This is a genomic window from Pseudoxanthomonas sp. J31 (genome assembly GCF_000510725.1).
Taxonomy (GTDB): Bacteria; Pseudomonadota; Gammaproteobacteria; order Xanthomonadales; family Xanthomonadaceae; genus Pseudoxanthomonas.
In genome coordinates, this window is sequence record NZ_AZNZ01000009.1 from 122,428 (window position 1) to 146,675 (window position 24,248).

The window sequence follows — 24,248 nt, forward strand, 5'->3', positions numbered from 1 at the left end:
GCATCCGAAGCAGGAGGACACCGCGATGAAGCAGCGGCGCATCTACACCACCCCCGACCTGGCCACGGCGCAGGCCGCGCTGGGCGCCGCCCACGACGCCGGGATCGAGCGCGACTGCCTGTCGCTGATCGCGCGCGCGGACATCGAGATGGATTCGGTGCCGGACGACCTGCGCGAGGCGCACACCGACATGGTTCCCGCGGCGCTGCGCGGTGCCGCCGGCGGCGGCGCGATCGGGCTGGTCGCGGGCCTGGTCGCGGTGGCGGTGCCGCCGCTGGGCATCACCCTGGCCGGCGCGGCGCTGATGACCGGCGTCGGCGCCGCGGTCGGCAGCTGGTCGTCGGCGCTGATGGGCGCGACCGTGCAGGATCCGGTGCGGCGCAAGTTCGAGGAGGCGATCGAGGACGGGCAGGTGCTGCTGGTGGTCGACGGCGACGAGCAGGAGCTGGCGGTGGCCGACGCGGCCATCGTGCGCACCGGCGCCATCCTGCTGCCGTACGAGGCCAGCAGCGCGGCCAGCTGAATGCCTAACACCGTGCTCACCCGCCGGATCGGCCTGTTTAACGCCGCCCCCGATAGCGTGGCGTTCCACCCACCGCAGAGGAGACGCCGATGAGCACGCCCGGCTACCAGGTGCCCGGCCGCACGGCCACCGAGCAGTTCCCCGACTCCGGTTACTGGAACCAGCAGTACCGCAGCGAGCCCTATTACATGGAAGGCGATACCTACGACGACTACGCCGCCGCGTACGAGACCGGCTATGCCTTCCGCCAGCGCGACCCGGCCGCCGAGTTCGCCGCCGCCGAGGAGCAGCTGCGGCGCGAATGGGAAACCCGCAAGGGCAAGTCGCGGCTGGACTGGACCCGCGCGCGCCAGGCGGTGCTGCGTGCCTGGGAACGCGGCGCCGATCCGCACGGCATGTAGTCTTCGCGGCGCCTGCCCGATACCTCGTCCAGGGACGCCACGCCGGCCACCGGCGTGGCGTCCGCGCGTCAGCCCTGCGGCGGCAGCAGTTCGAACGCGGCAGGTTCGCCGGCCACCGCCGAAGGCGCGATCCAGGCGTCGAACCAGCCCGGCTCGGCACCCTGCGTGCCGTCGGCGCGGGTGAATGCCAGGTCCGCGCGCGACAGCCGGAATTCCACCTCGCGTGCTTCGCCCGGCTGCAGCGCCAGCTTCGCGAAACCCTTCAGTTCCCGCACCGGGCGCACGCGGCTGGCGACGCGGTCGTGCACGTACAGCTGCACCACCTCCTCGACCCCGCGCGTGCCGCTGTTGCGCACCGTCGCGCGCAACACCGCCTCGCCGTCCCAGGCCACCGCGGGGGATTCCACCGTGGTCGGCCCGTACTCGACCTGGCCGTAGGTCAGGCCATGGCCGAAGGGATAAAGCGCCTGGTGCGGGTGCTCGCGCCAGCGCGCCTTGAACTCCTTCATGTCCGGCAGTTCCGGACGGCCGGTGCGCGGGTGGTTGTAGAAGTACGGCTGCTGCCCCGAATCGTGCGGGAAACTCACCGGCAGGCGCCCGGAAGGGCCGTAGTCGCCGAACAGCACGTCGGCCACCGCGTGCCCGGTCTGGCTGCCCAGGAACCAGGTGACCAGGATCGCCTGCGCGTCGCGCACCGCGCCCTGCAGCGCCAGCGCGCGGCCGTTGCGCAGCAGCACCACCACCGGCGTGCCGGTGGCCGCCACCGCCTCGGCCAGCGCCTGCTGCGCCGGCGGCAGCACGATCTGGGTGCGCGACTGCGCCTCGCCGCTGTAGCGCTGCGGCTCGCCCACCGCCAGCACGACCACGTCGGCCTCGCGCGCGGCCGCGACCGCGGCCTCGATGCCGCCCTGCAGTGGCGCCTCCAGCCCGCAGCCATCCACCACCCGCAGGCGCGCGCCGCCGTCCGGCAGCGCCGCGCGCAGGCCGGCTTCCAGGCTGACGTAGCGGCTGCGGTCGCCGAACAGGGTCCAGCAGCCTTCGATGTTGTCCAGGTCGCGCGCGAACGGGCCGATGAGGGCGATGCGCGCGTCGCGGCGCAACGGCAGCAGCCCGCCCTCGTTCTTCAGCAGCACCATCGAGCGGCGCGCGGCGTCGCGCGCCAGCGCCTCGTGCGCCTCGCGCCAGGAGGCATCGGCCTCGCGCGCCGGGTCCAGCGAACGGTAGGGGTCGTCGAACAGGCCGATTGCCGCCTTCAGCGACAGCACCCGGCGCACCGCCGCGTCCAGCTTCTCCATCGGGATGCGGCCCGATTCCACCAGCGCCGGCAGGTGCGCGGCGTAGAAGCCGCTCTGCATGCTCAGGTCCATGCCGGCGGAGAACGCCAGCTCGGTGGCGTGGCGCTCGTCGGCGGCATAGCCGTGCGCGATCAGCTCCATGTCGGCGGTGTAGTCGGACACGACCACGCCGGCGAACGCCCATTCCCCGCGCAGCACTCCGGTCAGCAGCGCGTGGTTGGCGCTGGCCGGGATGCCGTTGATGTCGTTGAAGGCGGTCATCACCGCCAGCGCGCCGGCGTCGACCGCTGCCTTGAACGGCGGCAGGTGGACGTCGCGCAGGGTGCCTTCGGCGATCTCGACGAAGTTGTAGTCCAGGCCCGCGCTCACCGCACCGTAGGCCACGAAGTGCTTGGCCGTGGCCAGCAACGAATCGTGCGCGCGCAGGTCCGGGCCCTGGAAACCGCGCACGCGCGCGGCGGCGAAGCGGCAGCCCAGGTACACGTCCTCGCCGGCGCCCTCGGCGCCTCGGCCCCAGCGCTGGTCGCGGGCGATGTCCACCGCCGGCGCGTAGGTCCAGTGGATGCCGGCGGCGGTGGCCTCGATGGCGGTGGCGCGGGCGGTACGCTCGGCCAGGTCCGGCTCGAAGCTGGCGGCCTCGCCCAGCGGGATCGGGAACACGGTGCGCATGCCGTGGATCACGTCCGCGGCCAGCAGCACCGGAATACCCAGCCGGCTCTCCTCCACCGCCACGCGCTGGATCTCGCGCCCGGCCTCGGCGCCGACGCCGTTGAACAGGGTGCCGACGCGGCCGGCGCGCACCTGCTCCAGCACTTCGGTGGCATTGCGCACGTTGGTCTCGGGATTCACGTCCGGCGCGAAGGGGCGGACCATGTCGGCGAACACGCCGAGCTGGCCTGCCTTTTCCTCCAGCGTCATGCGCGGGATCAGGGATTCGACCCGCGGGTCGGCGGGAAGGGTGGTCGGCATCGGTGCGGGCAGTGCGGGGGTGCGGCGATTCTAGCGGAGCGGCCACCGTGGCCCCTTGACGCCCGCTGTCCGCGGCACGCGTCGTGCCGCGGACAAAAGAAGGGCGCGGGGCCGTGGCCCCGCGCCGCGGCGGCAACCCGTGACGGGTGCCGCAAAAAAACAGCAGGCCGATCAGCGCGAGGCCTGGGCGTCGACCTTCAGGCGGCTGGTGTCGACCTTGGCCACGCCGTCGATCTCGCCGGCGATGCGCTTGGCCTCGTCGGCCTGGGCCTGGCTGCCGACGGTGCCGGTCAGGTAGACCACGCCGTCGACGGTGTCGACCTCGATCTTGGTGCCGGACACGTCGCTGTCGGCCAGCAGGCTGGACTTGACCTTGGTGGTGATCCAGGTGTCGGACACCGGCTGGCTGGAATCGGCGTCGGCGGCCTTCTTCTTCTGCGGATCGTTGTCGCCGGCCATGGCGGCACCGGAGAACAGCAGGGCGGCAAAGGTGGCGGCGAGCACGGTGGCGTTCTTGCGCATGGGTCTGGCTCCTTGGCGAATGGGCGGCCAGTCTCCGCCAGGGCAGCGTCCAGCACGGGTGAACCGCGCGCGATGGATTCGTGATTGGTTCAAGCGCCTGAACCGGTTGCGATGGCGGCCATGCGCACGTCTAATCGGCGCATTGCCGCTGGAATCGCTTCCATGAGCCCGGATGTCCTGAACGTCGCCCTGGTCGGCTACGGACTGGCTGGCCGCGTGTTCCACGCGCCGCTGGTCGCGGCCACGCCCGGATTGCGCCTGCACAGCGTAGTGTCCAGCCGCACCGCGGAGATTGCCGCCGACCATCCGCAGGCGCGCGTCTGCGCGCAGGTGGCCGAAGTGCTGGAGGACCAGGCCGTGGACTTGGTGGTGGTGGCCACGCCCAACGACAGCCACGCGCCGATCGCGCGCACCGCACTGCAGGCGGGCAAGCATGTGGTGGTGGACAAGCCGTTCGCCCTGCACCTGGACGAGGCCCGCGCGGTGGCGGAAGCGGCACGCCAGGCCGGCAAGGTGCTGTCGGTGTTCCACAACCGGCGCTGGGACGCGGACTTCCTCACCCTGCGCGCCCTGCTCGACGCCGGCGCGCTGGGCGAGGTGGCCGAGCTGCACTCGCACTTCGACCGCTTCCGCCCGCAGGTGCCGGACCGCTGGCGCGACCGCGCCGGCCCCGGCGCCGGGCTGTGGTACGACCTCGGCCCGCACCTGGCCGACCAGGCGCTGCAGCTGTTCGGCCCGCCGCTGGCGGTGACCGCCGACCTGGGCATGCAGCGCCACGGCGCCACCGCGGTGGACTACTTCCACGTACAGCTGCGCTATCCACGCCTGCGGGTGCTGCTGCATGGCGGCTCGCTGGTGCCCGGCCACGGCCTGCGCTTCGCCGTGCACGGCAGCGCCGGCAGCTGGATCAAGCACGGCCTGGATCCGCAGGAGGACGCATTGCGCGCCGGCCTGCGTCCCGGCCACGGCGGGTGGGGACGCGACCCACGCCCGGGCAGCCTGCTGCGGGTGGGCGCCGACGGCTCGGTCGCCGAGGACGCGGCCGCGCCGGCGCTGCCCGGCAACTGGCCGGCGTACTACGCCGGCGTGCGCGACGCCATCCTGCACGGCGGCCTGCCGCCGGTGACCGCCGAAAGCGCGCTGCTGGCGATGGCGCTGATCGAGGCGGCGCAACGCAGCGATGCCGGCCGCCGCGAGGTGGCCTTCGAATACTCCGGCTGAGCGCGGCTCAGCCCGGGCGGATGCCGTGCCCGCCGAAGCCCTGGCGCAACGCCGCCAGCAGCTTGTCGGCGTAGGAATCGTTCTCGCGCGAGCGCAGCCGCTCCAGCAGCGACAGGGTGATCACCGGCGCCGACACGTCCAGGTCGATCGCCTCGGCCACGGTCCAGCGCCCTTCGCCCGAATCGGACACGTAAGGGGCGATGCCCTCCAGGGTCGGGTTGCGCTCCAGCGCATCGGTCGCCAGGTCCAGCAGCCAGGAACGCACCACGCTGCCGTGCTGCCAGATCCTGGCGACCTGGGCCAGGTCCAGCGCCATCGATTCCTTGCGCTGCATGATGGCGAAGCCTTCGGCGTAGGCCTGCATCATCCCGTACTCGATGCCGTTGTGGACCATCTTGGTGAAGTGTCCCGCGCCGCTGGGCCCGACGTGGCCCCAGCCGCGGTCCGGCGCCGGCGCCAGGGTCTCCAGCACCGGCCGCAGCAGCGCCACCGCCTCGGCCTCGCCCCCGACCATCAGGCTGTAGCCTTCCTGCAGGCCCCACACGCCGCCGCTGGTGCCGCAGTCCAGGAAATGCACGCCGGCGTCGCGGCAGCGCGCGGCACGGCGCTCGCTGTCGCGGTAGTTGGAGTTGCCGCCGTCGACCACCACGTCGCCCGGCTGCAGCAGCGGCAGCAGGCGGTCGAGCGTGGAGTCGACCGGGGCGCCGGCCGGCACCATCAGCCACACCGCGCGCGGGGCCGGCAGCGCCTCGACCAGGGCCTGCAGCGATTCGACGGTTTCCAGTTCCGGCGCCGCGCCGCGGGCGGTGGCGCCGGGGTCGTAGCCGACCACCCGGTGGCCGCCACGGGCCAGGCGCAGGGCCATGTTGCCGCCCATCCTGCCAAGTCCGACCATGCCGATATCCATGGGTTCTCCTGTCGTGGGTAGGGGCGTCAAGCCTCGCACAACCGGCGCCAGCGCCCGTGGAAAGGTCCGTCCCGGGCTAAACCCCGGCCGCCGGCGGCCGCTAACGAGGCGTTCCTCCAGCCAGGTTCCGCGCCCGAGAGCCATGCGCATGTCCCTCCGAGACCGCGGAGCCGCCAGCGGCCAGTCCGCAGTGCGCTCCGTCCCCAGCGACGGCGTCGTCCCCGACGCCGGCAACGTGCTGCCCGTGTTCGCGTGCGGCATGGCCACGCTGCCGGGCGAGCTGGGCGACCTCGGCCGGCGCCTGGCCTCGGCTACCGATGCCGCCGACTGGGCCACCGCCGCGCGCGTGCTGCGCCAGTTCCTGGACAAGTACCTGCGCGACTTCGCCGCCGCCCTGGATGCGCCGGCCGCGGCCGAGGCCGAGCAGCTGCGGGACCTGCTGCGGCAGGCGGTGGGCGTGGCCCTGGCCTCGCTGCTGCGGCCGCTGCCGGCCCTGGCCGACGAGTCGACGGCCCTGGCCGGCGACCTCAAGCGCTGGTCGCCCGGCGCGGACCTGTCGCCGCTGGCGACCCGGGTGCGCGAGCTGTGCCACCAGGTCGGCGTGCACGCCGGCGAGGCCGCCGAACAGCAGCGCCTGCTGCTGGAACTGTTCGATCTGCTGCTGGAAAACCTGTTCGAACTGCTGGACGACGGCAGCTGGTTGCGCGGCCAGGTCGCCGCGGTGCGCCGCCTGCTGGGCCAGGACCCGGACCTGCAGACCCTGGAAGCCACCCGCCAGGGCCTGCGCGAGCTGGCCTACCAGCAGGGCCTGCTGCGCCAGGGCATCGAACAGTCCAAGGACGCGATGCGGGTGATGATGGTGTCCTTCGTCGAGAGCCTGGACGGCATGGCCGCCCACGCCGGCGAGTACCAGGACCGGTTGCAGGCGCACCTGGCGGCGATCCGCGAGGCGCGCACCATCGCCGACCTCGGCCACCGCCTGGAGGACGTGCTCGACGACACCCGCCGCCTGCAGGAACAGGCGCTGCGCTCGCACGAGCAGTTGCAGGCCGCGCGCGCGGACGTGGAGGCGGCCGAGGCGCGCGTGCGCGAGCTGGAAGCGCAGCTGCGCGACATCGGCGAACTGGCCAGCCGCGACCCGCTGACCGGCGCGCTCAACCGCCGCGGCCTGGAGGAGCAGTACCCGCAGCTGCTGGCGCGGGCCGAGCGCGAGGGTTGGCCGCTGGCGGTGGCGGTGCTGGACCTGGACGAGTTCCGCCGGCTCAACGGCAGCTTCGGCCATGCCGGCGGCGATGCCGCCCTGCGCCACGTGGTGCAGGTGCTGGGCGAAGGCCTGCGCAAGGACGACCTGCTGGCCCGCTACGGCGGCGAGGAATTCGTGGTCGTGCTGCCGCGCACCACCCTCGAGGAGGCCGCCGCGCTGCTGCAGCGCCTGCAGCGCACCCTGGCGGCGCGCCCGCTGCTGCACGAGGGCCGGCGCATCGAGGTGCGCTTCAGCGCCGGCGTGGCCGTGCGCCAGCTGGGCGAGGACCGCGAGCACCTGCTCAACCGCGCCGACCGCGCCATGTACCGGGCCAAGCAGGACGGCCGCAACCGCGTGGTCGCGGTGCACTGACGGCTCAGCGCGGGCGTCCGGCCGGGCGCTCCTTGCCGGCGCCGGTGTACGCCGGCGGCGCGTAGAAGTTCACCGTGCGCAACGGGGTGCGGCCGGTATTGCGGATCTCGTGCTCCTCGCCGCGCTCAACCAGCAGCAGGCTGCCGGGCGCCAGCCGCTGCCGGCGCCCGGCGACGATCGCCACGCCATTGCCTGAAACCACGTAAAGCCACTGGTCGGCGCCGCGGTGGCGATTGCCCTCCCCGCCCTCGCTGGCGCCCGGCGCCAGCACCATCTGCGCCGCCTGCACCCGACGGTGTTCGAACAGCACGCGGAAACCGCGGCCGAAGCGTAGTCGCTGGTGGCGCATGGGAACTCCTGGCGAAGATCCGGCGACCTTGGCGCGGCGGGCGTGAAGCGGCCGTCACCCGCGCCGCTTCACGCGCCCTTGCGCGCGCGCCCGGCCCAATGGCACCACTTCCCCCTCGGGCCGCCCCGATGCCATTCCGGCTGGGTTTCCGCATCGCCTACCGCTTCGCCCAGTCCACCCCCATGGTGGCGATGCTCGACGTGGCCGACAGCGAGGCCCACCGCCTGCTGTCCGGGCCGACGGCATGGACTTCGCCGCAGGTGCCGCTGCACCGCTACCGCGACCGCTTCGGCAATACCTGCACCCGGCTGCTGGCGCCGGCCGGGCTGCTGGTGCTGCGCGGCGAGGCGTTGGTGCGCGACGGCAGCTTCCGCCCGGCGGTGGCGCCGGCGCCGGAGGACCTGGGGCCGTTCCTGCAGCCCAGCCGCCACTGCGAGGTACGCCCGTTGCTGCACCATGCCCAGGCCCGCTTCGGCGACCTGCCCTCGGACCGGGTGCGGGTGCAGGCGATCTGCGCGCACGTGGCGCGCTCGATCGAGTACGTCCCGGAGACCGCCGACTGCACCCGCGGCGCGCTGCGCGCCCTGCAGGACGGCCAGGGCCTGTGCCGCGACTTCGCCCACGTGGCCATCGCCCTGTGCCGCGGCGTGGGCGTGCCGGCGCGCTACTGCACCGGCTATCCGCCGCCTGGCACCACCCCGGAACCGCGCTTTCCCGCCTGGATCGAGGCCTGGTTCGACGGCCGCTGGCATGCGTTCGATCCGCGCACCGGCGGCGCCTGCCCGGCACGGGTGCCGGTGGCGCGTGGCCGCGATGCCGCCGACGTGGCCACCAGCTGCACCTTCGGCCTGTGCGAGCCGGAAAGCGTGGAGGTCTGGGCGCTGGAAGAGGCCGCGGCCGCGGCGGCAGCGGCCGGCATCGACGTGGCCGCCCTGGCGCTGGCGTCCTGAGGCCGGCCTTCACGTTTCCTCGCCCCCGTCTTTACGCCCGGCGTGCGCAGATGGCGGTCCGGCCATGCCGCCCACGCCGCGAGGAACAGCCATGAAAACCCGTTTGCCCGCCATCCTGGCCCTGGCCGGCGTGCTCGGCTGCGGCCCTGCCCTGGCCCAGGACCAAGACGTCGACCCGCCCGCCACCACGGCGCCGCAGGATGCGCACGCCGGCCACCCGGGGCAGGCCGATGCCCTGCCCGGCACCGACGTCGATGGCGACGGCCGCCTGTCGCTGGCCGAGTTCACCGCCGGCAGCCAGCGCACCGCCGAGGACTTCGCCGCCCAAGATGCCGATGGCGACGGCTACGTCACCGCGCAGGAACTGCAGGCCGCGCGCCACCAGCACCTGACCCCCGGCAGCGCGCACGAACACGATGGCAAGCCGCGCCCGGCCGCCGAGCCGCAGCCCGACGCCGCGGCCAGCCCGCGCAAGTAGCCCAGGAGATCCGGATGACCCGTCCCTCTGCCCCGCCCGAAACCCACAGCACCCGCGACAAGCGCCCGGCCGCCGACCAGGACAAGCCGAACACCCCGGACCGCTACGCCAACGAAAAGGGCCGGCACAAGGGCCCGGAGATGCCCGACACCGATCCGGAGCGCAACCACGCGGTGCCGGAGGACTACGAGCGCATGTCCCCGGACCGTCCGCGCCGCTGAACCGCTGCACCGATCCGCCGGAGCCCGACATGGAGACGATGGAGCTTCACCGTGGCCGCCTGGTCGACCACCTGCAGCGGGTGGTGCGCGACCTGCCCGCCAGCCAGCGTTTCTACACCGCGGTGGCCGGGGCGCTCGGCATTCCCCTCGGCGGCAGCAGCGAAGGCTGGTTCTGGATCGACGAGCTGTTCGTCTCGGCGATCGACAGCGAGGCCGCCGCCGGCGAGCTGACCGGGCGCGTGCACCTGGCCTTCCAGGCCGCCGACCGTGGCGCGGTCGACGCCTTCCATGCCGCGGCGCTGGCGGCCGGCGGCCGCGACAACGGCGCCCCGGGGCTGCGTCCCTACCACCCGGGCTACTACGCGGCCTTCGTGCTTGATCCGGACGGCAACAACATCGAGGCCGTGCATCACGGCCCCGCCGAACGCAGCGCCGCCTCGGTCCGCGTCCGGTTCCGGGAATGAGCGACGCGGCCACCGCCGCACACGCATCAGGGAGGAGTGCAATGAAAGCGCAAACCGCATTGCCGCAGGCGCTGTACCGCACCAACCTGCAACTGCAGGCACGCCTGGCCGCACTGCTGCAGGACACCGCGCGGCAATGGCTGGATTTCTGGCAACGCCTGGTCGAGGAAGGCGTGCTGGAAAGCGATGCCGGACTGCAGGCGCTGGGCAGGCACGACTGGCAGGCGCTGGCCGCGCTGCCGGCCGACGCGTTCTGGCGCCAGGTGCAACAGCGCTTCGGCGACCAGCAGGCCGCGGCCCAAGTCGCGGTGGCGGTGCAGGCCGCGTTCGCCCGCGGCCTGCAGGACGCGATGCGCGACTGGCGCCGCGATACCGCCGCGGCGCTGGACGAGGCCGGGCTCGGCTTCCCGGCCAACAACCCGATGTGGGGCGCGCTGTTCCAGGGCTGGGACGCGATCCCGCCGGGCCTGGTTGCCAGCGCCGCGACTGCCGAGGCCAGCAAGCCCTCCGCGCCCCGGGCACGCGCGCCCAAGCCCGCACCGCGCCCGCGGCCTGCTTCGCCCCGCGGCGCCAAGCCCAGGCGCGCGGGCAAGCCGCGCGCACCGGAAGCGGCGCCGCGACCCTAGCGCCGCGCCAGCACCACGGCCGCGGCAAGCAGCGGCGCCAGCAGCACCCCGGCCATGAACCAGGCCGGCCAGCCGCCGGACTGCCACAGCCCCGCTACCAGCACCGCGAGCAGCACGCCGAGGAAGGCCAGCGCATGGCTGCGCGGCGCCGCCGGCGCCAGCCAGGCAGCGGCCACGCCGGCCGCAACGCAGGCCAGCGCCAGCCAGGCCAGGTCCCAGGCCAGGCGCGGCGTGCCGCCGGGCGGCAGCCCGGCCAGCGGCGCCAGCGCGCCGCCGGCCAGGTTGAGCGCGACCAGCACCGCGCTGGCCGCGCAGAACGCCAGCACCGAACGCAGCAGCAGGATCACCGCCACGGCGGCCGACGCCGGTCCCGGCACTGCCTCAGCGCCCGGCCTTGCGGCCGCCGCGCGCGGCTTCCTGCTGCTGGCGCACCCACTGCATCTGCTCGCGGAAGGTGGCGGTCCAGTACTTGTCCCTGTTCGCGGCCAGGAACGCCAGCAACTCCTCGTGCGCTTCCCTGGACACCGACAGGTAGTCGCCGCCGACGCCGTGGAAGGTGAAGCCGACCATGGTGCCCTTGCGCCCGGCTTCCTCCACCAGCGCGATCAGCTGCTTGCCGGTGACGTCGCTGGGCACCGCGGCCGGCACCGCCGCCGGGTCCAGCGCGAACATGTCCGGGACCACGTCGCCGCCGACCAGCTTGATGCCGAGGAAGCGGTCGGCCACGGCGGCGATGTAGTCGCCGTCGGCCACCTTGCGGTCGCCACAGGGCGCGGTGTAGGTGCGCGGACCGGTGTAGCCGTCCAGCGCCTGCAGGAACACGTCCGCGACCTCGACCTGCTCCTTGATCTGCGCCAGGCTCATGCGGTCCAGGTCCTGGTGCGCCGGCACCCACTCGCGGCCGGGACCATGCGCCGAGCACGGATGGGTGATGCTGTGGTTGCCCAGCTCGTGGCCCATGCGCGCCACCTCGCGCCACTCCTCCATCCGCGCCCGCACCGGCTCGCGCGCCGGCACGATGTAGAAGCTGCCCTTGAGCCCGTACTTCTGCAGCTGCGGCACCGCGTTGTCCAGCTGCGAATCCAGCGCGTCGTCGTAGGCCAGGCTGACCGCGGCCTTGCGCCCCTCCGGCCAGCTGAACTTCTGCTTCGCCATGGCCGGCAGCGCCAGCGCGGCCAGGCAAAGCGCCAGGCAGATCCTGCTTGCTTGCATGCGTTCCCCTCGTCTGGCGACGGCCCTCCCGCGCCTTCGACCGAAGTCTAGCCTTGCCCCGCGGCACGCGGCAGCCGGCCGCTACCCGTACCAGGGCGAAGGGTGCAGCGGCCGGGCTAGCCGGCGGTCGCCGCGCTGCCCTCGCCTGTCGTGGCCGCCGGCGCCGGGCGCGTGGCCAGCAGCACGATGCAACGCGGTGGCAGGTGCCAGGCCCCGTCCTCCGGCTGCGGCGGCTCCTCGGCCGTGGACAGCAGCAGGCGCGGCGCCTGCAGGTGTTGCGGCACGCGGAATTCCTGGGGCGCGTCGCCGGCATTGAACAGGAACACCAGGCTGTCCTCGCGCTCGGGCTGGTGCAGGCCGCTGGTCGGCGCCTGCCCGTCCAGGCAGGCCATCAGCACCCTGCGCTCGCCGTCGTGCCAGTCGCCCTCTTCCATCGCGCTGCCGTCGGGGCGGAACCAGGCGATGTCGTGCAGGCCATGGGCGCGGTCATACTCGCCCATGAAGAAGCGGCGGCGGCGCAGCTGCGGATAGTGCCTGCGCAGGCGCAGCAGCCGGCGCACGAACGCGGCCTGGCGCTGCGGCCCCGGCGCCGCGGCCGCTTCCCAGTCCAGCCAGGCCAGTTCGTTGTCCTGGCAGTAGGCGTTGTTGTTGCCCTGCTGGCTGTGGCCGAACTCGTCGCCGGACAGCAGCATCGGCGTGCCCTGCGACAGCAGCAGGGTGGCCAGCAGGTTGCGCATCTGCCGCGCGCGCAGGGCGTTGATCTCCGGGTCGTCGGTCTCGCCCTCGGCGCCGTGGTTCCAGGAAATGTTGTTGTCGCTGCCGTCGCGGCCGTCCTCGCCGTTGGCCAGGTTGTGCTTGTCGTTGTAGCTGACCAGGTCGCGCAGGGTGAAGCCGTCGTGCGCGGTGACGAAGTTCACCGAGGAATGCGGCTTGCGGCCGTGGTGGTCGAACAGGTCGGCCGAGCCGGTGAAGCGCGTGGCGAACTCCGCCAGCTGGCCCGGGTCGCCGCGCCACAGCGCGCGCACGTTGTCGCGGAACTTGTCGTTCCACTCCGCCCAGCCCGGGGCGAAGTTGCCCAGCTGGTAGCCGCCCGGGCCGATGTCCCAGGGCTCGGCGATCAGCTTCACGTGGGCCAGCATCGGGTCCTGGCGCACCGCGTCGAGGAAGCTGCAGGAGGCATCGAACCCGGTGCGCTCGCGGCCGAGGATGGTGGCCAGGTCGAAGCGGAAGCCGTCCACCCGCATCTCGCGCACCCAGTAGCGCAGCGAGTCCATCACCATGCGCAGGGCACCGGCGTTGGTCAGGTCGAAGGTGTTGCCGGTGCCGGTGTCGTTGATGTAGTAGCGGCGGTCGTCGGCCAGGCGGTAGTAGCCGGTGTTGTCGATGCCCTTGAACGACAGCGTCGGGCCCAGCTCGTTGCCCTCGGCGGTGTGGTTGTAGACCACGTCCAGGATCACCTCCAGCCCGGCGTCGTGCATGCGCGCCACCATCTGCTTGAACTCGGTGACGCTGGTGCCGGACAGGTAGCGCGGGTGCGGGGCGAAGAAGCCGATGGAGTTGTAGCCCCAGTAGTTGCGCAGGCCCTTGTCCAGCAGGTACTGGTCGTCGACGAAGGCGTGCACCGGCAGCAGCTCGATCGCGGTCACGCCCAGGTACTTCAGGTGCGAGATCACCGCGTCGTGGCGCAGGCCGGCGAAGGTGCCGCGCAGCCCTTCCGGGATCGCGCCATTGCGCATGGTCAGGCCGCGCACGTGGGCCTCGTAGACCACGGTGCGGTCCCAGGGCGTGGCCGGGGCGCGCTCGCGCCCCCAGGTGAACGCCGGATCGATCACCACGCACTTGGGCATGTACGGGGCACTGTCGCGGCGGTCGAAGCTCAGGTCCAAGTCGCGGTGGCCCAGGGTGTAGCAGAACAGGTGCGGCGCCCACTTCAGCTCGCCGGCGACCTGCTTGGCGTACGGATCCAGCAGCAGCTTGTGGGGATTGAAACGGTGGCCGGCGTCGGGTTCGTACGGGCCGTGCACGCGGTAGCCATAGCGTTGCCCGGGGCGTGCGTCGGGCAGGTAACCGTGCCAGATCTCGTCGGTGTACTCGGGCAGGACGATGCGCTCCTGCTCGCGCCCGCGCTCGTCGAACAGGCACAGTTCCACCTTGGTGGCGTGGCGCGAGTACAGGGCGAAGTTGACGCCCAGCCCGTCCCAGGTCGCGCCCAGCGGATACGGCGTGCCCTCCTCCAGCCGCGACTGGCGGCTCCATTTACGCGTCGGCACGGTCGTCCTCCTCTCCCGCGGTTCCTTCGTTGGCCGGCTGCTCCAGCGCGCGTGCGGCGATCTCGGCCTCCACCAGGCGCTCGGCCATGCCCCAGTGGCGCAGCTCCTGGCCGTCGGGGCGGCCCTCGGTCTCCCAGATCTGGCGCGCGAGCTCGCGCGTGCGGCGCTGGCGTTCGGCCGGGTCCATGGCGTCATTCCTCATGCAGTGGTCCACACTGCCACGGGCGAACGTGCAAACAGCGTCGACAGCGGCACGTTGCCTGGCGAATCCAGTCCAAGCCGCGCGCCGCCCAGCACCTCGCGCCAGTGCCCGACAGGCAGGCGCAGGCTGCGGGCTTCCCAGTGCGCTTCGGGCAGCAGCAGGCCCTCGCCCTGCACGGCAGCGGCATCGCCCACCAGCGCGCCGGCCCACAGCCGCTGGTGGCCGCTGCCGCGCAGGAAGGCCACCACGTCGGTGCCCGCCGGCTGCGGCGTGTAGCGGCCCTGGAACAGGCGCGGGTGCGCGGCACGCAGTTCCAGCATGGTGGCCAGTAGGCGTGCCTTGAGCGCACCGTCCTGCCATTGCCGCAGCAGTGCGGGCCAGTCGCGCGGGTCATCCAGCCAGGCGCGCCTGGCGGCGTAGTCCACGGGGCGACGGTTGTCCGGATCGACCAGGCTCAGGTCCCAGCCCTCGCTGCCCTGGTAGGTATCCGGCACCCCGGGCGTGGCCAGCCGCAGCAGCAGCTGGGCCAGGCCCAGGCGCGCACCAGGCACGCCCAGCGCCGCGGCCGCGGCGGCCAGGGCCTGGTGCAAGGCGTTGTCCTCCAGCGCGTGGCGCACCAGGGCATCGACCGCGCCTTCCACGCCCGCGTCCGGCTCGGTCCAGCTGCTGTACTGCTTGCCCTCGCGCAGGGCCTTGGTGGCCCAGGCGACCACCCGTCCGGCGTAGTCCGTGCGCGCCCGGCGGCCTGGCAGCTGCAGCGGCCAGGCCGCGACCAGGGTCTGCCACAGCATCAGCCGGAAGGTCGCCGGCACCGCCTCGCGCAGCCGCGCAGGCACGGCCTCCTCGAACCGCTCCAGCTGGCCGCACCACCACGGCGCGCGGTGCGAGAGCGCGGCCAGGCGCGCGCGGGTGTCCTCGCCGCGCTTGTGGTCGTGGGTGGCCGTGGCCAGCAGCGCCAGCGGATGGCGCCGGCCGCGTTCGCGGCAGGCGTGGTGGAAGCCGTCGATGCCAGGCGGGGCATGCAGCGGATGGCTGCCGACCTCGTTGCGCGACAGCAGCACGCCGTGGCGGTAGAAGGCCGTGTCCTCCACCGCCTTGGCATTGAGCGGGGCGGTCAGCTGCTCGAAGCTGGCACGCAGGCGCTGCAGCAGTAGCGCGGGCACGCCGCGGGCGTCGCCATCGCCGCGCAGCCAGCCGGCGAGCGTGGCCAGGGCCTGCTGCTCCGCCGGGCCGAGGTCGCCGGCCGCGGCCGTGGCGGCGGCGTCCAGCCAGGCCAGGCCCTGCGCATCCAGGCCGTCGCGGCCGGCGTAGGTGCGGTACACCGGGAAGCGCAGGCACAGCGCTTGCAGCGCGCGCCCACATCTGCGCGCTGAAGTCGGCCAGCGCCGGCAGCTGCGCCGCCACCGCCAGCAGCCGCAGCAGGCAGCGGTTGAACTCGGCCTGCAGCGGGCCACGCAGGACCAGCAGGCGCGCCTGCCGCTCGATCGCGGCGAAATCGCCCTCGCCGCCGGCCTGTTCCCAGCGTCCGCGCAGCGTCTCCAGCCCGGCGGCGGCGTGCAGCACCGCGCCGGCCTGGTCCATGAAGTCGTAACCGGTCGTGCCCTGGCAGGGCCAGGCGGCCGGCAGCTGTTCGCCGGGCGCGAGGATCTTCTCCACGTACAGCAGCGCCTCGCCCGGCGCCAGGCCGCGGCGCGCGCCGGCACGGTCCAGCGCCGCGCGCAGTGCCTGCACGTAGCCGGTGGGATCGGCCAGGCCGTCGACGTGGTCCACGCGCACGCCGTCGATCACGCCTTGCGCCAGCAGCCGCAACGGCAGTGCGTGCACGGCGTCGAACACCTCGCGGCGCTCCACGCGCAGCGCCGCCAGCGAGCTGATGTCGAAGAAGCGGCGGTAGTTGATGCGGTCGTTGCCGGCGCGCCACCACAGCAGCCGGTAGGCCTGGCGCTCGAGGATGGCGGCCAGGGTGCCCTCGCCGCGGCGGGCGCCGGAGTTGGTGCGCTCCAGCCAGGCCCGCGCCCGCGCACCGGCCGGCGCCGGCACCGTGCCCGGGGCCAGCGGCCAGGCCTGGTCGTGGTGCCGCACCTGCCAGCCATCGCCCTGCCGTTCCAGCCGCAGCAGGCCTTCGGCCAGCGCCGCATGCAGCGGCCGGTCCAGCACCGGCAGCAGCAGGCGGCCGCCCGCGCCGGGCGCCTCCCAGTCCACGTCGAACCACTCGGCATGGCGGCTGCGGCGCCCGTGCTGCAGCAGGTCCATCCACCACGCATTGGAGGCGTGGGTGGCCATGTGGTTGGGCACGATGTCCAGCAGCAGGCCCATGCCATGCTCGCGCGCGGCCTGCGCCAGGCGCTGCAATGCCGGCTCGCCGCCCAGATCCGGGTTGACCCGGGTGGGATCGGTGTTGTCGTAGCCATGGTTGGAGCCGGGCACGGCGGTGCCGATGGGTGCCAAGTACAGGTGGCTTGCGCCGAGGCGGGCGAAGTAGTCGACCTGCGCCGCGGCATCGTCCAGGGTGAAGCCGGCATGCAGCTGCAGGCGCACGGTGGCCCGCGGCCGGAGGCGGGCCGGGCTCATGGCGCCACCTCCCGGCGCGCCTGCGCGAACGCCTGCAGGGAGGCATCGAGCACGGCTTCCGGCAGCGGATCGGGCAGGCGCCGGCGCCAGTTGGGATGGCTGTCGGTGGTGCCGGGCAGGTTGGGCTGCTCGCGCAGGCCCAGTGCGTCTTCGGCCGGCAGCAGGGCCAGCACGGCCGGGGAGCGGGCGGTAAAGCGCAATGCATCCATGCGCAGGTCTCCGCTGTCGATGCCTTCGCCACGGAAGGCCCGGCGCAGGCGCGCGGCGTCGGCCTGCCGTTCCCTCCATTGCGGAGTGGCCTGCAACGCTCCGGGCGGCGCGTCGTGCAGGCCCAGGCGCCAGGCGATGTCGCGGCCCTCGGCCCAGCCGGCGCTGCTGGGCAGGTCGTGGGTGGTGGTGGTGGCGACCGCATGGCGGCGCCAGCGCCGGGGCGGCATGAACGCGCCACGGCGGTCGCGGGTGAACGGCAGCACGTCGATGCCCAGAACCCCGCGCCGCGCCAGCTTCGCGCGGATCCCGGGCGGCACCACGCCCAGGTCCTCGCCGACCACCACGCAGCGGTGGCGCCAGGATTCCAGCGCCAGCAGGTCCAGCAGCGCGTCCAGTTCGCAGGAAAGATACACGCCATCGCGGGCACTGGCCCCACGCGGCACCACCCACAGCCGTTGCAGGCCGAGGATATGGTCGATGCGCACGCCGCCACGGTCGCGCATCACCGCGCGCAACAGTTCGATGAACGGCGCGAAGCCCGACTGGCGCAACCCGGTCGGCGCATAACCGCTGATGCCCCAGGCCTGGCCGTCGGCATTGAACGCATCCGGTGGCGCGCCCAGCTCCAGCCCGCGCAGCACCGCCGCCGGCGAGGCCGCGGCCTCGGCGCCGGAAGGATCGAAGCCCACCGCCAGGTCGGCGACCAGTCCGATGCCCAGTCCCGCCGCGCGCGCCTGGTCCTGGCAGCGAGCCCAGGCCCGGCGCGCCAGCCACTGGCCGAACAGGTGCAGCTGCGCCACCTCCGCGTCATTGCCCGCGGCGAAGGCGACATAGGCCGCCACCTCCGCCGGTGGCGCAGCAGCGAAAGCGGCAAAGTCCGCCTGCAGGTCCGCACGCAGGACCAGGCCGCGCCCATGCAGCTGCCGCAGCCAGGCCCACTTCGCCGGCCGCGCGGCGCTCCAGTCGATGGAATCCGCAGCCTCCAGGGCATGCAGCCGTCCGCGCAGCTGCGGATCGCCGTCCAGCACCTGCGCCGCCACGTCGCCGAAGACCTGCGCCGGCGATGCATGCAGCGGGTCCAGGCAGCGCCGGTCGCTGGGTGCGTAGGGACTGTAGTAGCCGGCGCCCTCCAGCGCGGCGTGCACCGGGCTCAGCGCCAGCGCATCGCCGCCCGCCGCGGCGACCCTGCGCAGCCAGTCCGCACAGGCGGCGGTATCGCCGATGCCGCCGTCGCCCGGGGCGCGCGCCGAGTACACCTGCAGCGCCACGCCCCAGGCGCGCGCGTCCGCAACCGCGTCCTCCACGCCGAAGCAGCGGTCCGGCGCCACCGCGACCCTGCAGGGGGCGCCGCCGTGCAGGGTCCAGTAGCCGGGAGCGAGCGGCACCCGCACGCAGCCGCGCGCGTCGATCCGCGCATCCTCGTGGCGGCCGTCGTCGGCCACCCACTGCCGCGGGCCGGCGTCGCCGCCGGCCGCGATGCGCGCGCCGGCACGCGCCGTCAGCAATGGCGGCCGTGCCTGCACGGCCTCGATCCGGCGCAGGCTCTCGCGGCGCTGCGCCGGCGTGGCCGCGGGCAGGTCCAGAGCGTCGAGCACCGCGCGCAGGGTGGCGTCGGCCACCACCTGGGGGCGTCCGGCCACGTCGGTCCACTCGCGGCACAGCCCGGCGGCCGCGGCCAGCGCGTGCAGGGAGACATCGGCCGTGCTCATGGGCCGACCCTGCGCACGCGCAGCCGGTCCGGCGGCAGCTGGCCCTCCTCCATCGGTCCGGTGCACAACAGGTCCTGCCCCGGCGGCAACGCGCTGGGCAGGCCCTGCCGGCCCAGGTTGAGCTCCAGCCACCATTGCCGTCCGCCCAGCTGCCAGCCCGCGGCCACCGCGGCTTCGCCAATGACGCGGCCGCCCAGCGGCCGCGCCTGCTCCAGGTGCGGCACCAGTTCGCGCGCGCGCAGGTCCAGCAGCCCGCCGAACCAGGCCAGCCAGGCCTGGGCCGCGGCATCGTCCGGCGCCGGCCAGGGCGCGCGCGAGGCCTCGAAGGTGGAGACGGCATTGGGATCGGGAATGCGGCTGCGCGCCTGGGCACTGGCGAAGGCGGCGAAGTGCGCGAACTCGCGGCGCCGGCCCTCGCGCACGGCCTGGTCCAGCGGCGCCTCGAAATCGGTGAAGAACAGGAACGGCTCGCGTGCGGCCCAGGGCTCGCCCATGAAGAACAGCGGGACCATCGGCACCAGCGCGGTCAGCGCCACCGCCACCCTGAGCCGTGGCTCCGGCACCAGCACCGACAGCCGCTCGCCGCAGGCGCGGTTGCCGATCTGGTCGTGGTTCTGGGCGAAGGCGACGAAGCGTACCGGCGGCACATCCGCACTCGGCTCGCCACGGACGCGCCCCCGCGGGGTGGTCTGGCCCTGCCACGCGAAGCCCTCGCCCAGCACCCGCGCCAGGTGGGCGGTGGCCTGCGGCGCGTAATCGCCGTAGTAGCCCTCGTCCTCGCCGGTCAGCAGCACGTGCAGGGCGTTGTGGAAGTCGTCGTTCCACTGCGCGGTGAAGCCTTCGCGCAGCAGGCTGGCCTGGTTGTGCTCGTTCTCCAGCACCAGGTGCACGTGACGCTCGGCCGGCAGCGCGGCATGCACCGCCTGCCGCAGCTGGTGCAGGAAGGCGGTGGGCTCGATCGCGTGCACCGCGTCCAGGCGCAGCCCGTCGAAGCGGTACTCGTCCAGCCACATCAGGCCGTTGGCGATGAAGTAGCGCTGCACGGCAGGCTGGTCGAAGTCGATCGCCTCGCCCCAGGGCGTGTGCGAGCCGGCGCGGAAGAACGGCGAGGCATAGCCGCCCAGGTAGTTCCCGTCCGGGCCGAAGTGGTTGTAGACCACGTCCAGCAGCACCATCAGGCCCAGGCCATGGGCCTCGTCCACCAGCGCCTTCAGCTCGTCCGGGGTGCCGTAGGCCTGCGCCGGCGCGAACGGCAGCACGCCGTCGTAGCCCCAGTTGCGGCGGCCCGGGAACTGCGCCAGCGGCATCAGCTCGATCGCGGTGATGCCCAGTGCCGCCAGCCGCGGCAGCAGCGCGCGCACCCCGGCATAGCCGCCGCAGGCGCCGGCGTGCAGTTCGTAGACCACGGCCTCGTGCCAGGGACGGCCGCGCCATCCGTCGTGGCGCCATGCGTAGTCGCCGCGATACAGGGCGCTGGCACCATGCACGCCATCGGGCTGCCAGCGCGAGGCCGGATCCGGCACGTCGTAGCCGGCATCGATCCGGTAACGGTAGCCGGTGCCCTTGGGCGCGGCGGCCTCCGCCTCGAACCAGCCGTCGCCGGCGGCCGGCATCGGCAGCACCTGGTCCCCCAGCACCAGTTCCACCCGGCGCGCGTCCGGCGCCCACAGGCGGAAGCGCCAGTGCTCCCCGACCGGCCAGGCGCCCGGGGGTTCGAGTGCCGCCACCGCGTTCATGCCTCGGCCTGGAGGTAGAGCGTGGCCAGCGGCGGCAGCGTCAGCAGCAGCGACTGGGCATGTCCATGCATCGGCCGCGGCACGGTCTGCAGCAGGCCGCCGTAGTGGGCGCTGTCGGTATTGAGCAGCTCGCGCCAGGCGCCGGCGCTGGGCACGCCGACCGCGTAGCCGTGGTGCACCGTCGGGGTCAGGTTGGTCACCGCCAGCAGCGAGGGTGCGCCGCCTTCCGGGTCGTGGCGCAGGAAGGCGACCACGTTGTTGCGCGAGTCGTCGGCCACGCTCCAGTCGAAGCTGCGTTCGTCCTGCTCGGCCGCGTGCAGCGCCGGCTGCGCGCGCAACATGCGGTTGAGGTCGCCGACCAGACGCGCCAGGCCGTCGTTGGGCGGGCGCCTGGCCTCCTCCCAGTCCAGCTGGGCATCGTGGTTCCATTCGGCCAGCTGGCCGAATTCGCCGCCCATGAACAGCAGCTTCGCGCCCGGGTGCGCCCACATCAGCGCCAGGTAGGCGCGCAGGTTGGCGAAGCGCTGCCATTCGTCGCCGGGCATGCGCCGCAACAGGGAACCCTTGCCGTGCACCACCTCGTCGTGCGACAGCGGCAGCACGAAGCGCTCGGCGAACGCATAGACCAGGCCGAAGGTCATCTCGCTGTGGTGCCAGCCGCGGTGGACCGGGTCGCGGCCCATGTGCTGCAGGGTGTCGTGCATCCAGCCCATGTTCCACTTGTGGGTGAAGCCCAGCCCGCCGTGCTCGGCCGGGGCGGTCACTCCCGGCCAGGCGGTCGACTCCTCGGCCATCAGCATCACGTCCGGGAAGCGCCGGCGGATCTCGGCGTTCATCCGCCGCAGGAACGCGATCGCCTGCAGGTTCTCGCGGCCGCCGTGCTCGTTGGGCACCCACTCGCCCTCGGGCCGGCTGTAGTCGCGGTAGAGCATCGAGGCCACCGCGTCCACGCGCAGCCCATCGATGTGGAAGCGCTCGATCCACTCCAGCGCCGAGCCCACCAGGAACGCGGAGACCTCGTTGCGGCCGTAGTTGTAGATCAGGGTGTGCCAGTCGCGGTGGAAGCCCTCGCGCGGATCCTCGTGCTCGTACAGCGCGGTGCCGTCGAAGCGCTGCAGGCCGTGCACGTCGGTCGGGAAATGGGCGCTGACCCAGTCCACGATCACGCCGATGCCGGCGCCATGGCAGCGGTCGACGAAGCGCGCGAAGGCGGCCGGATCGCCGTGCCGCGCGGTGGGCGCGTAGATGCCCAGCGGCTGGTAGCCCCAGGAACCACCGAACGGGTGCTCACTGACCGGCAGCAGCTCGATGTGGGTGAAGCCCAGCGCCTGCACGTGCGGGACCAGCTGGTCGCCCAGCGCGTCCCAGTCCAGGGACAGGCCCTGGGCGTCGCGCCGCCAGGAACCGGCGTGCACCTCGTAGATCGACAGCGGCTTGCGCTCCCAGCCGCCGCGCGCGGCCATCCAGGCCTGGTCGTGCCAGGTGAACGGGTGCGCATCGGCCACCCGCGAGGCGGTGGACGGCGGCAGCTCGCACTGGCGCGCGCAGGGATCGGCCTTGTGCGGCAGGCGTGCACCGTCCGGGCCGGTGATCTCGTACTTGTAAAGGGCGCCGGCGGCGACCCGCGGGATGAAGATTTCCCACACCCCGGCGGCGTGGCGCAGCCGCATCGGATGGCGGCACCCGTCCCAGCCGTTGAAGTCGCCCACCACCGCCAGCCGGCGGGCATTGGGCGCCCATACCGCGAAGCGAACGCCGTCCACCCCACCCAGGCGCATGGGACGGGCGCCAAGCGCCTCGCGGCAGGCCTCGCCGTCGCCGGCGGACAACCGCCCGAGCAAGGCCTCGTCCAGCAGCGGGCCGTAGCCGTAGGCATCCTCCAGTTCCTCGACGTGGTCGCCCCAGTCCACCCGCAGCAGGTGCACGCCGCCGCGCCCGACCCGGCCTTCGAACACGCCGAACGCGGGGGGCGGCTGCAGTGCGGCCCACTCTCCGGCGCCGGTGCTGCAGCTGACCGCGCGCGCGCCGGGGAACAGCACCCGCAGGCAGCAGCCACCGTCGGGCAGCGCGTGCGCGCCCAGCCAGGCGAAGGCATCGACCGGGGCGCCGGCCGCCAGCGCGGCCAGCGCGGCGTCGCGCTCCGGATCCTCGTGGCCGCCGTGGACGGCCGTCTCGCAGTCCTGCGGCATCGCTGCCACGCCTTCGCTCATGCGGTCAGCCCCCGGGTCGCGGCGATCCCCGCCGCCTGGCGGTAAAGCGCGTGGTACTGCTGGGCGGCCGGGGTCCAGCCGCCGGGCCGCAGCATCGCCGCGCGGCGCATGGCGCCCATCAGCAGCGGGCTGCGGAAGGTGCGGATGGCGCGCTGCAGGCAGCGGCGCAGGCCGTCGGCGCTGGCGCCCTCGAACAGGAAACCGGTGACGCCGTCGTCGACGGTGTCGATCAGGCCGCCGGTGGCATGCGCGATCGGCAGGCAGCCGAAGCGCTGCGCGTACATCTGGCTCAGTCCGCAGGGCTCGAAGCGCGAGGGCATCAACAGGAAGTCGGCGCCGGCGAACATGCGCCGCGCCAGCCCCTCCTCGAAGCCGATGAAGGCGCCGACCGCGCCGGGGAAGCGGCGCACCAGGGCGGCCACCTGGGCCTCCACCTGCGGCTCGCCGCCGCCGATGATCACGATCTGGCCGCCGGCGGCCACGATCTGCGGCGCGACCTCGCAGGTGATGTCCAGGCCCTTCTGGTGGACCAGGCGCGAAACCACCGCGAACAGCGGGCCGCCGTTGTCCGGCAGGCCGAACGCGGCGCGCACGTGGCGCGCGTTGAGGTGGCGGTCGCGGCAGTTGGCGGCGGAGAAGCGCGCCGGCAGCGAGCGGTCGCGGACCGGGTCCCAGCTGTCGTCGATGCCGTTGACGATCCCGCTGAGGTGCCCCTGCGCCGCACGCCGCGCCAGCAGCTCGTGCATGCCGCAGCCTTCCTCCGGCCGCACGATCTGCGCCGCGTAGCTGACGCTGACCGTGTTGATCCGGGTGGCGTTGACGATGCCGGCCCCCAGGAACGACAGCCGGCCGTGGAATTCCATGTCCGCCAGGTGCGCCGGCGGCACGCCGATGGCCTTCGCCACGCTGCGCGGGAACACGCCCTGGTAGGCCAGGTTGTGGATGGTCAGCACGCTGGGGGTGTCGCCGCCGGTCCAGCGCACGTAGGCGGCGGCCAGGGCCGAGGGCCAGTCGTTGAGGTGCAGCAGGGCCGGCTTCCACTGCAGGCCGCACTCGCCGGCGCCGATGCGCGCGGCGGCGTGGGCGAAGGTGGCGAAGCGCACCGCGTTGTCTTCCCACTCCGCGCCGGCGCCGTCCACGTAGGGCGAGCCGCTGCGCTCGAACAGCTCCGGGCACAGCAGCACGTAGACCGGCAGGCCGTCGGGCTGATGGGTGAGGCCGATCCGGCATTCCGGCAGCCCGGCGTGCGCGGCGACCTGGCCGACGATGTTCATGCAGCGGATCCGCTGCAGCACCTCCGGGTAACCAGGGATCAGCACGCGCGCGTCGCAGGCCGGGCGCAGCGCGCGCGGCAACGCCGCGGCCACGTCGCCCAGGCCGCCGGCCTTGATGTAGTCGGCCATCTCCGAGACCACGAACAGCACCGGGATGCTGTGGTGGCCCGGTTGCGGCATCACCGCGGCCGCCTGCCGCCGCATGAAGCGGCCCCTCGCATCCCGTGGCGGAAGCCGGAGCGGCTTCGGTTCCCTGAGGGCAACACCGGCGGAAACGGGGACGGCAGGTATCGCGGAGGCTCGTTTTATCGGG

21 protein-coding genes and 1 pseudogene are annotated in these 24,248 nt (G+C 73.6%); 9 read left to right on the forward strand and 13 right to left on the reverse strand.

Going from position 1 to position 24,248, the window contains the following annotated elements; translation table 11 throughout:
* Window positions 1-25 precede the first annotated feature (25 nt).
* Both PSEJ31_RS0111125 and PSEJ31_RS0111130 read left to right on the forward strand, forming a co-directional pair.
* Complete coding sequence (locus PSEJ31_RS0111125) at window positions 26-523, forward strand: hypothetical protein (RefSeq protein WP_019397213.1); 498 nt, start codon at window positions 26-28, stop codon at window positions 521-523.
* 89 nt (window positions 524-612) lie between these two features.
* Entirely contained in the window at window positions 613-924 is a 312-nt protein-coding gene (locus tag PSEJ31_RS0111130) for a hypothetical protein (RefSeq protein WP_019397212.1), read from the forward strand.
* A 68-nt stretch (window positions 925-992) separates the two neighbouring features.
* Here PSEJ31_RS0111130 and PSEJ31_RS0111135 read toward each other — a convergent pair whose 3' ends face one another.
* A complete protein-coding gene (locus PSEJ31_RS0111135) occupies window positions 993-3,188 on the reverse strand; it encodes a glycoside hydrolase family 3 N-terminal domain-containing protein (protein ID WP_028915491.1) in 2,196 nt (731 codons plus the stop codon).
* A gap of 171 nt (window positions 3,189-3,359) precedes the next feature.
* Complete coding sequence (locus PSEJ31_RS0111140; RefSeq protein WP_019397210.1) at window positions 3,360-3,710, reverse strand: BON domain-containing protein; 351 nt, start codon at window positions 3,708-3,710, stop codon at window positions 3,360-3,362.
* Window positions 3,711-3,872: 162 nt separating this feature from the next.
* Here PSEJ31_RS0111140 and PSEJ31_RS0111145 point away from each other — a divergent pair, with 162 nt between their 5' ends.
* The gene (locus tag PSEJ31_RS0111145) at window positions 3,873-4,931 is read left to right on the forward strand and encodes an oxidoreductase (protein WP_028915492.1); all 1,059 of its coding nucleotides are present in this window, start codon (window positions 3,873-3,875) and stop codon (window positions 4,929-4,931) included.
* A gap of 7 nt (window positions 4,932-4,938) precedes the next feature.
* On the opposite strand, the gene gnd is transcribed toward PSEJ31_RS0111145, so the two are convergent.
* Complete coding sequence (gene gnd / locus PSEJ31_RS0111150) at window positions 4,939-5,838, reverse strand: phosphogluconate dehydrogenase (NAD(+)-dependent, decarboxylating) (protein WP_019397208.1); 900 nt, start codon at window positions 5,836-5,838, stop codon at window positions 4,939-4,941.
* Between the two features lie 148 nt (window positions 5,839-5,986).
* Between gnd and PSEJ31_RS0111155 the strand changes: the two genes are divergently transcribed.
* Window positions 5,987-7,453 (forward strand): GGDEF domain-containing protein, encoded by a 1,467-nt coding sequence (locus tag PSEJ31_RS0111155; RefSeq protein ID WP_051403726.1) that lies wholly within the window; start codon window positions 5,987-5,989, stop codon window positions 7,451-7,453.
* 4 nt (window positions 7,454-7,457) lie between these two features.
* Here the strand turns inward: PSEJ31_RS0111155 and PSEJ31_RS0111160 are convergent, their stop codons facing one another.
* A complete protein-coding gene (locus PSEJ31_RS0111160; RefSeq protein WP_028915494.1) occupies window positions 7,458-7,802 on the reverse strand; it encodes a cupin domain-containing protein in 345 nt (114 codons plus the stop codon).
* Between the two features lie 128 nt (window positions 7,803-7,930).
* On the opposite strand from PSEJ31_RS0111160, the gene PSEJ31_RS0111165 reads away from it, so the two are divergent.
* The 5 genes from PSEJ31_RS0111165 (at window position 7,931) to PSEJ31_RS0111185 (ending at window position 10,541) form a co-directional block, all read left to right on the forward strand.
* A complete protein-coding gene (locus PSEJ31_RS0111165) occupies window positions 7,931-8,752 on the forward strand; it encodes a transglutaminase family protein (protein ID WP_028915495.1) in 822 nt (273 codons plus the stop codon).
* 91 nt (window positions 8,753-8,843) lie between these two features.
* On the forward strand, window positions 8,844-9,230 hold the full coding sequence (locus PSEJ31_RS16005) for a hypothetical protein (protein ID WP_037035047.1): 387 nt from the start codon (window positions 8,844-8,846) through the stop codon (window positions 9,228-9,230).
* A gap of 14 nt (window positions 9,231-9,244) precedes the next feature.
* Window positions 9,245-9,451 (forward strand): hypothetical protein, encoded by a 207-nt coding sequence (locus PSEJ31_RS0111175; protein WP_028915496.1) that lies wholly within the window; start codon window positions 9,245-9,247, stop codon window positions 9,449-9,451.
* A 29-nt stretch (window positions 9,452-9,480) separates the two neighbouring features.
* The gene (locus PSEJ31_RS0111180; protein WP_028915497.1) at window positions 9,481-9,915 is read left to right on the forward strand and encodes a VOC family protein; all 435 of its coding nucleotides are present in this window, start codon (window positions 9,481-9,483) and stop codon (window positions 9,913-9,915) included.
* Between the two features lie 41 nt (window positions 9,916-9,956).
* A complete protein-coding gene (locus tag PSEJ31_RS0111185; RefSeq protein WP_028915498.1) occupies window positions 9,957-10,541 on the forward strand; it encodes a hypothetical protein in 585 nt (194 codons plus the stop codon).
* Here PSEJ31_RS0111185 and PSEJ31_RS16010 read toward each other — a convergent pair.
* The 9 genes and pseudogenes from PSEJ31_RS16010 to glgA form a co-directional block, all read right to left on the reverse strand.
* On the reverse strand, window positions 10,538-10,894 hold the full coding sequence (locus tag PSEJ31_RS16010) for a hypothetical protein (protein WP_051403723.1): 357 nt from the start codon (window positions 10,892-10,894) through the stop codon (window positions 10,538-10,540). The two genes, PSEJ31_RS0111185 and PSEJ31_RS16010, sit on opposite strands and share 4 nt — an antisense overlap.
* A 28-nt stretch (window positions 10,895-10,922) precedes the next feature.
* Window positions 10,923-11,753 carry a polysaccharide deacetylase family protein gene (locus tag PSEJ31_RS0111195; RefSeq protein ID WP_028915499.1) on the reverse strand — a complete coding sequence of 277 codons (831 nt, stop codon included), beginning with the start codon at window positions 11,751-11,753 and terminating at the stop codon, window positions 10,923-10,925.
* Between the two features lie 116 nt (window positions 11,754-11,869).
* Window positions 11,870-14,023: a glycogen debranching protein GlgX gene (gene glgX / locus PSEJ31_RS0111200; protein WP_028915500.1), complete on the reverse strand. Its 2,154-nt coding sequence runs from the start codon at window positions 14,021-14,023 to the stop codon at window positions 11,870-11,872.
* Window positions 14,010-14,210: a DUF2934 domain-containing protein gene (locus tag PSEJ31_RS0111205; RefSeq protein ID WP_028915501.1), complete on the reverse strand. Its 201-nt coding sequence runs from the start codon at window positions 14,208-14,210 to the stop codon at window positions 14,010-14,012. The genes glgX and PSEJ31_RS0111205 overlap by 14 nt, the downstream gene beginning before the upstream one ends.
* A gap of 11 nt (window positions 14,211-14,221) precedes the next feature.
* Window positions 14,222-16,796: pseudogene (gene treY, locus PSEJ31_RS16015) on the reverse strand (malto-oligosyltrehalose synthase).
* Entirely contained in the window at window positions 16,793-18,715 is a 1,923-nt protein-coding gene (locus PSEJ31_RS0111215; RefSeq protein ID WP_028915502.1) for a 4-alpha-glucanotransferase, read from the reverse strand. The pseudogene treY and the gene PSEJ31_RS0111215 overlap by 4 nt, the downstream one beginning before the upstream one ends.
* Window positions 18,712-20,451, reverse strand: coding sequence for a malto-oligosyltrehalose trehalohydrolase (treZ, locus tag PSEJ31_RS16020; protein ID WP_084220854.1), 1,740 nt, complete (start codon window positions 20,449-20,451; stop codon window positions 18,712-18,714). The genes PSEJ31_RS0111215 and treZ overlap by 4 nt, the downstream gene beginning before the upstream one ends.
* Window positions 20,448-22,661, reverse strand: coding sequence for a 1,4-alpha-glucan branching protein GlgB (gene glgB / locus PSEJ31_RS0111225; protein ID WP_028915503.1), 2,214 nt, complete (start codon window positions 22,659-22,661; stop codon window positions 20,448-20,450). The genes treZ and glgB overlap by 4 nt, the downstream gene beginning before the upstream one ends.
* Window positions 22,658-24,139 carry a glycogen synthase GlgA gene (gene glgA, locus PSEJ31_RS0111230; RefSeq protein WP_051403724.1) on the reverse strand — a complete coding sequence of 494 codons (1,482 nt, stop codon included), beginning with the start codon at window positions 24,137-24,139 and terminating at the stop codon, window positions 22,658-22,660. The genes glgB and glgA overlap by 4 nt, the downstream gene beginning before the upstream one ends.
* Between the last annotated feature and the right edge of the window lie 109 nt (window positions 24,140-24,248).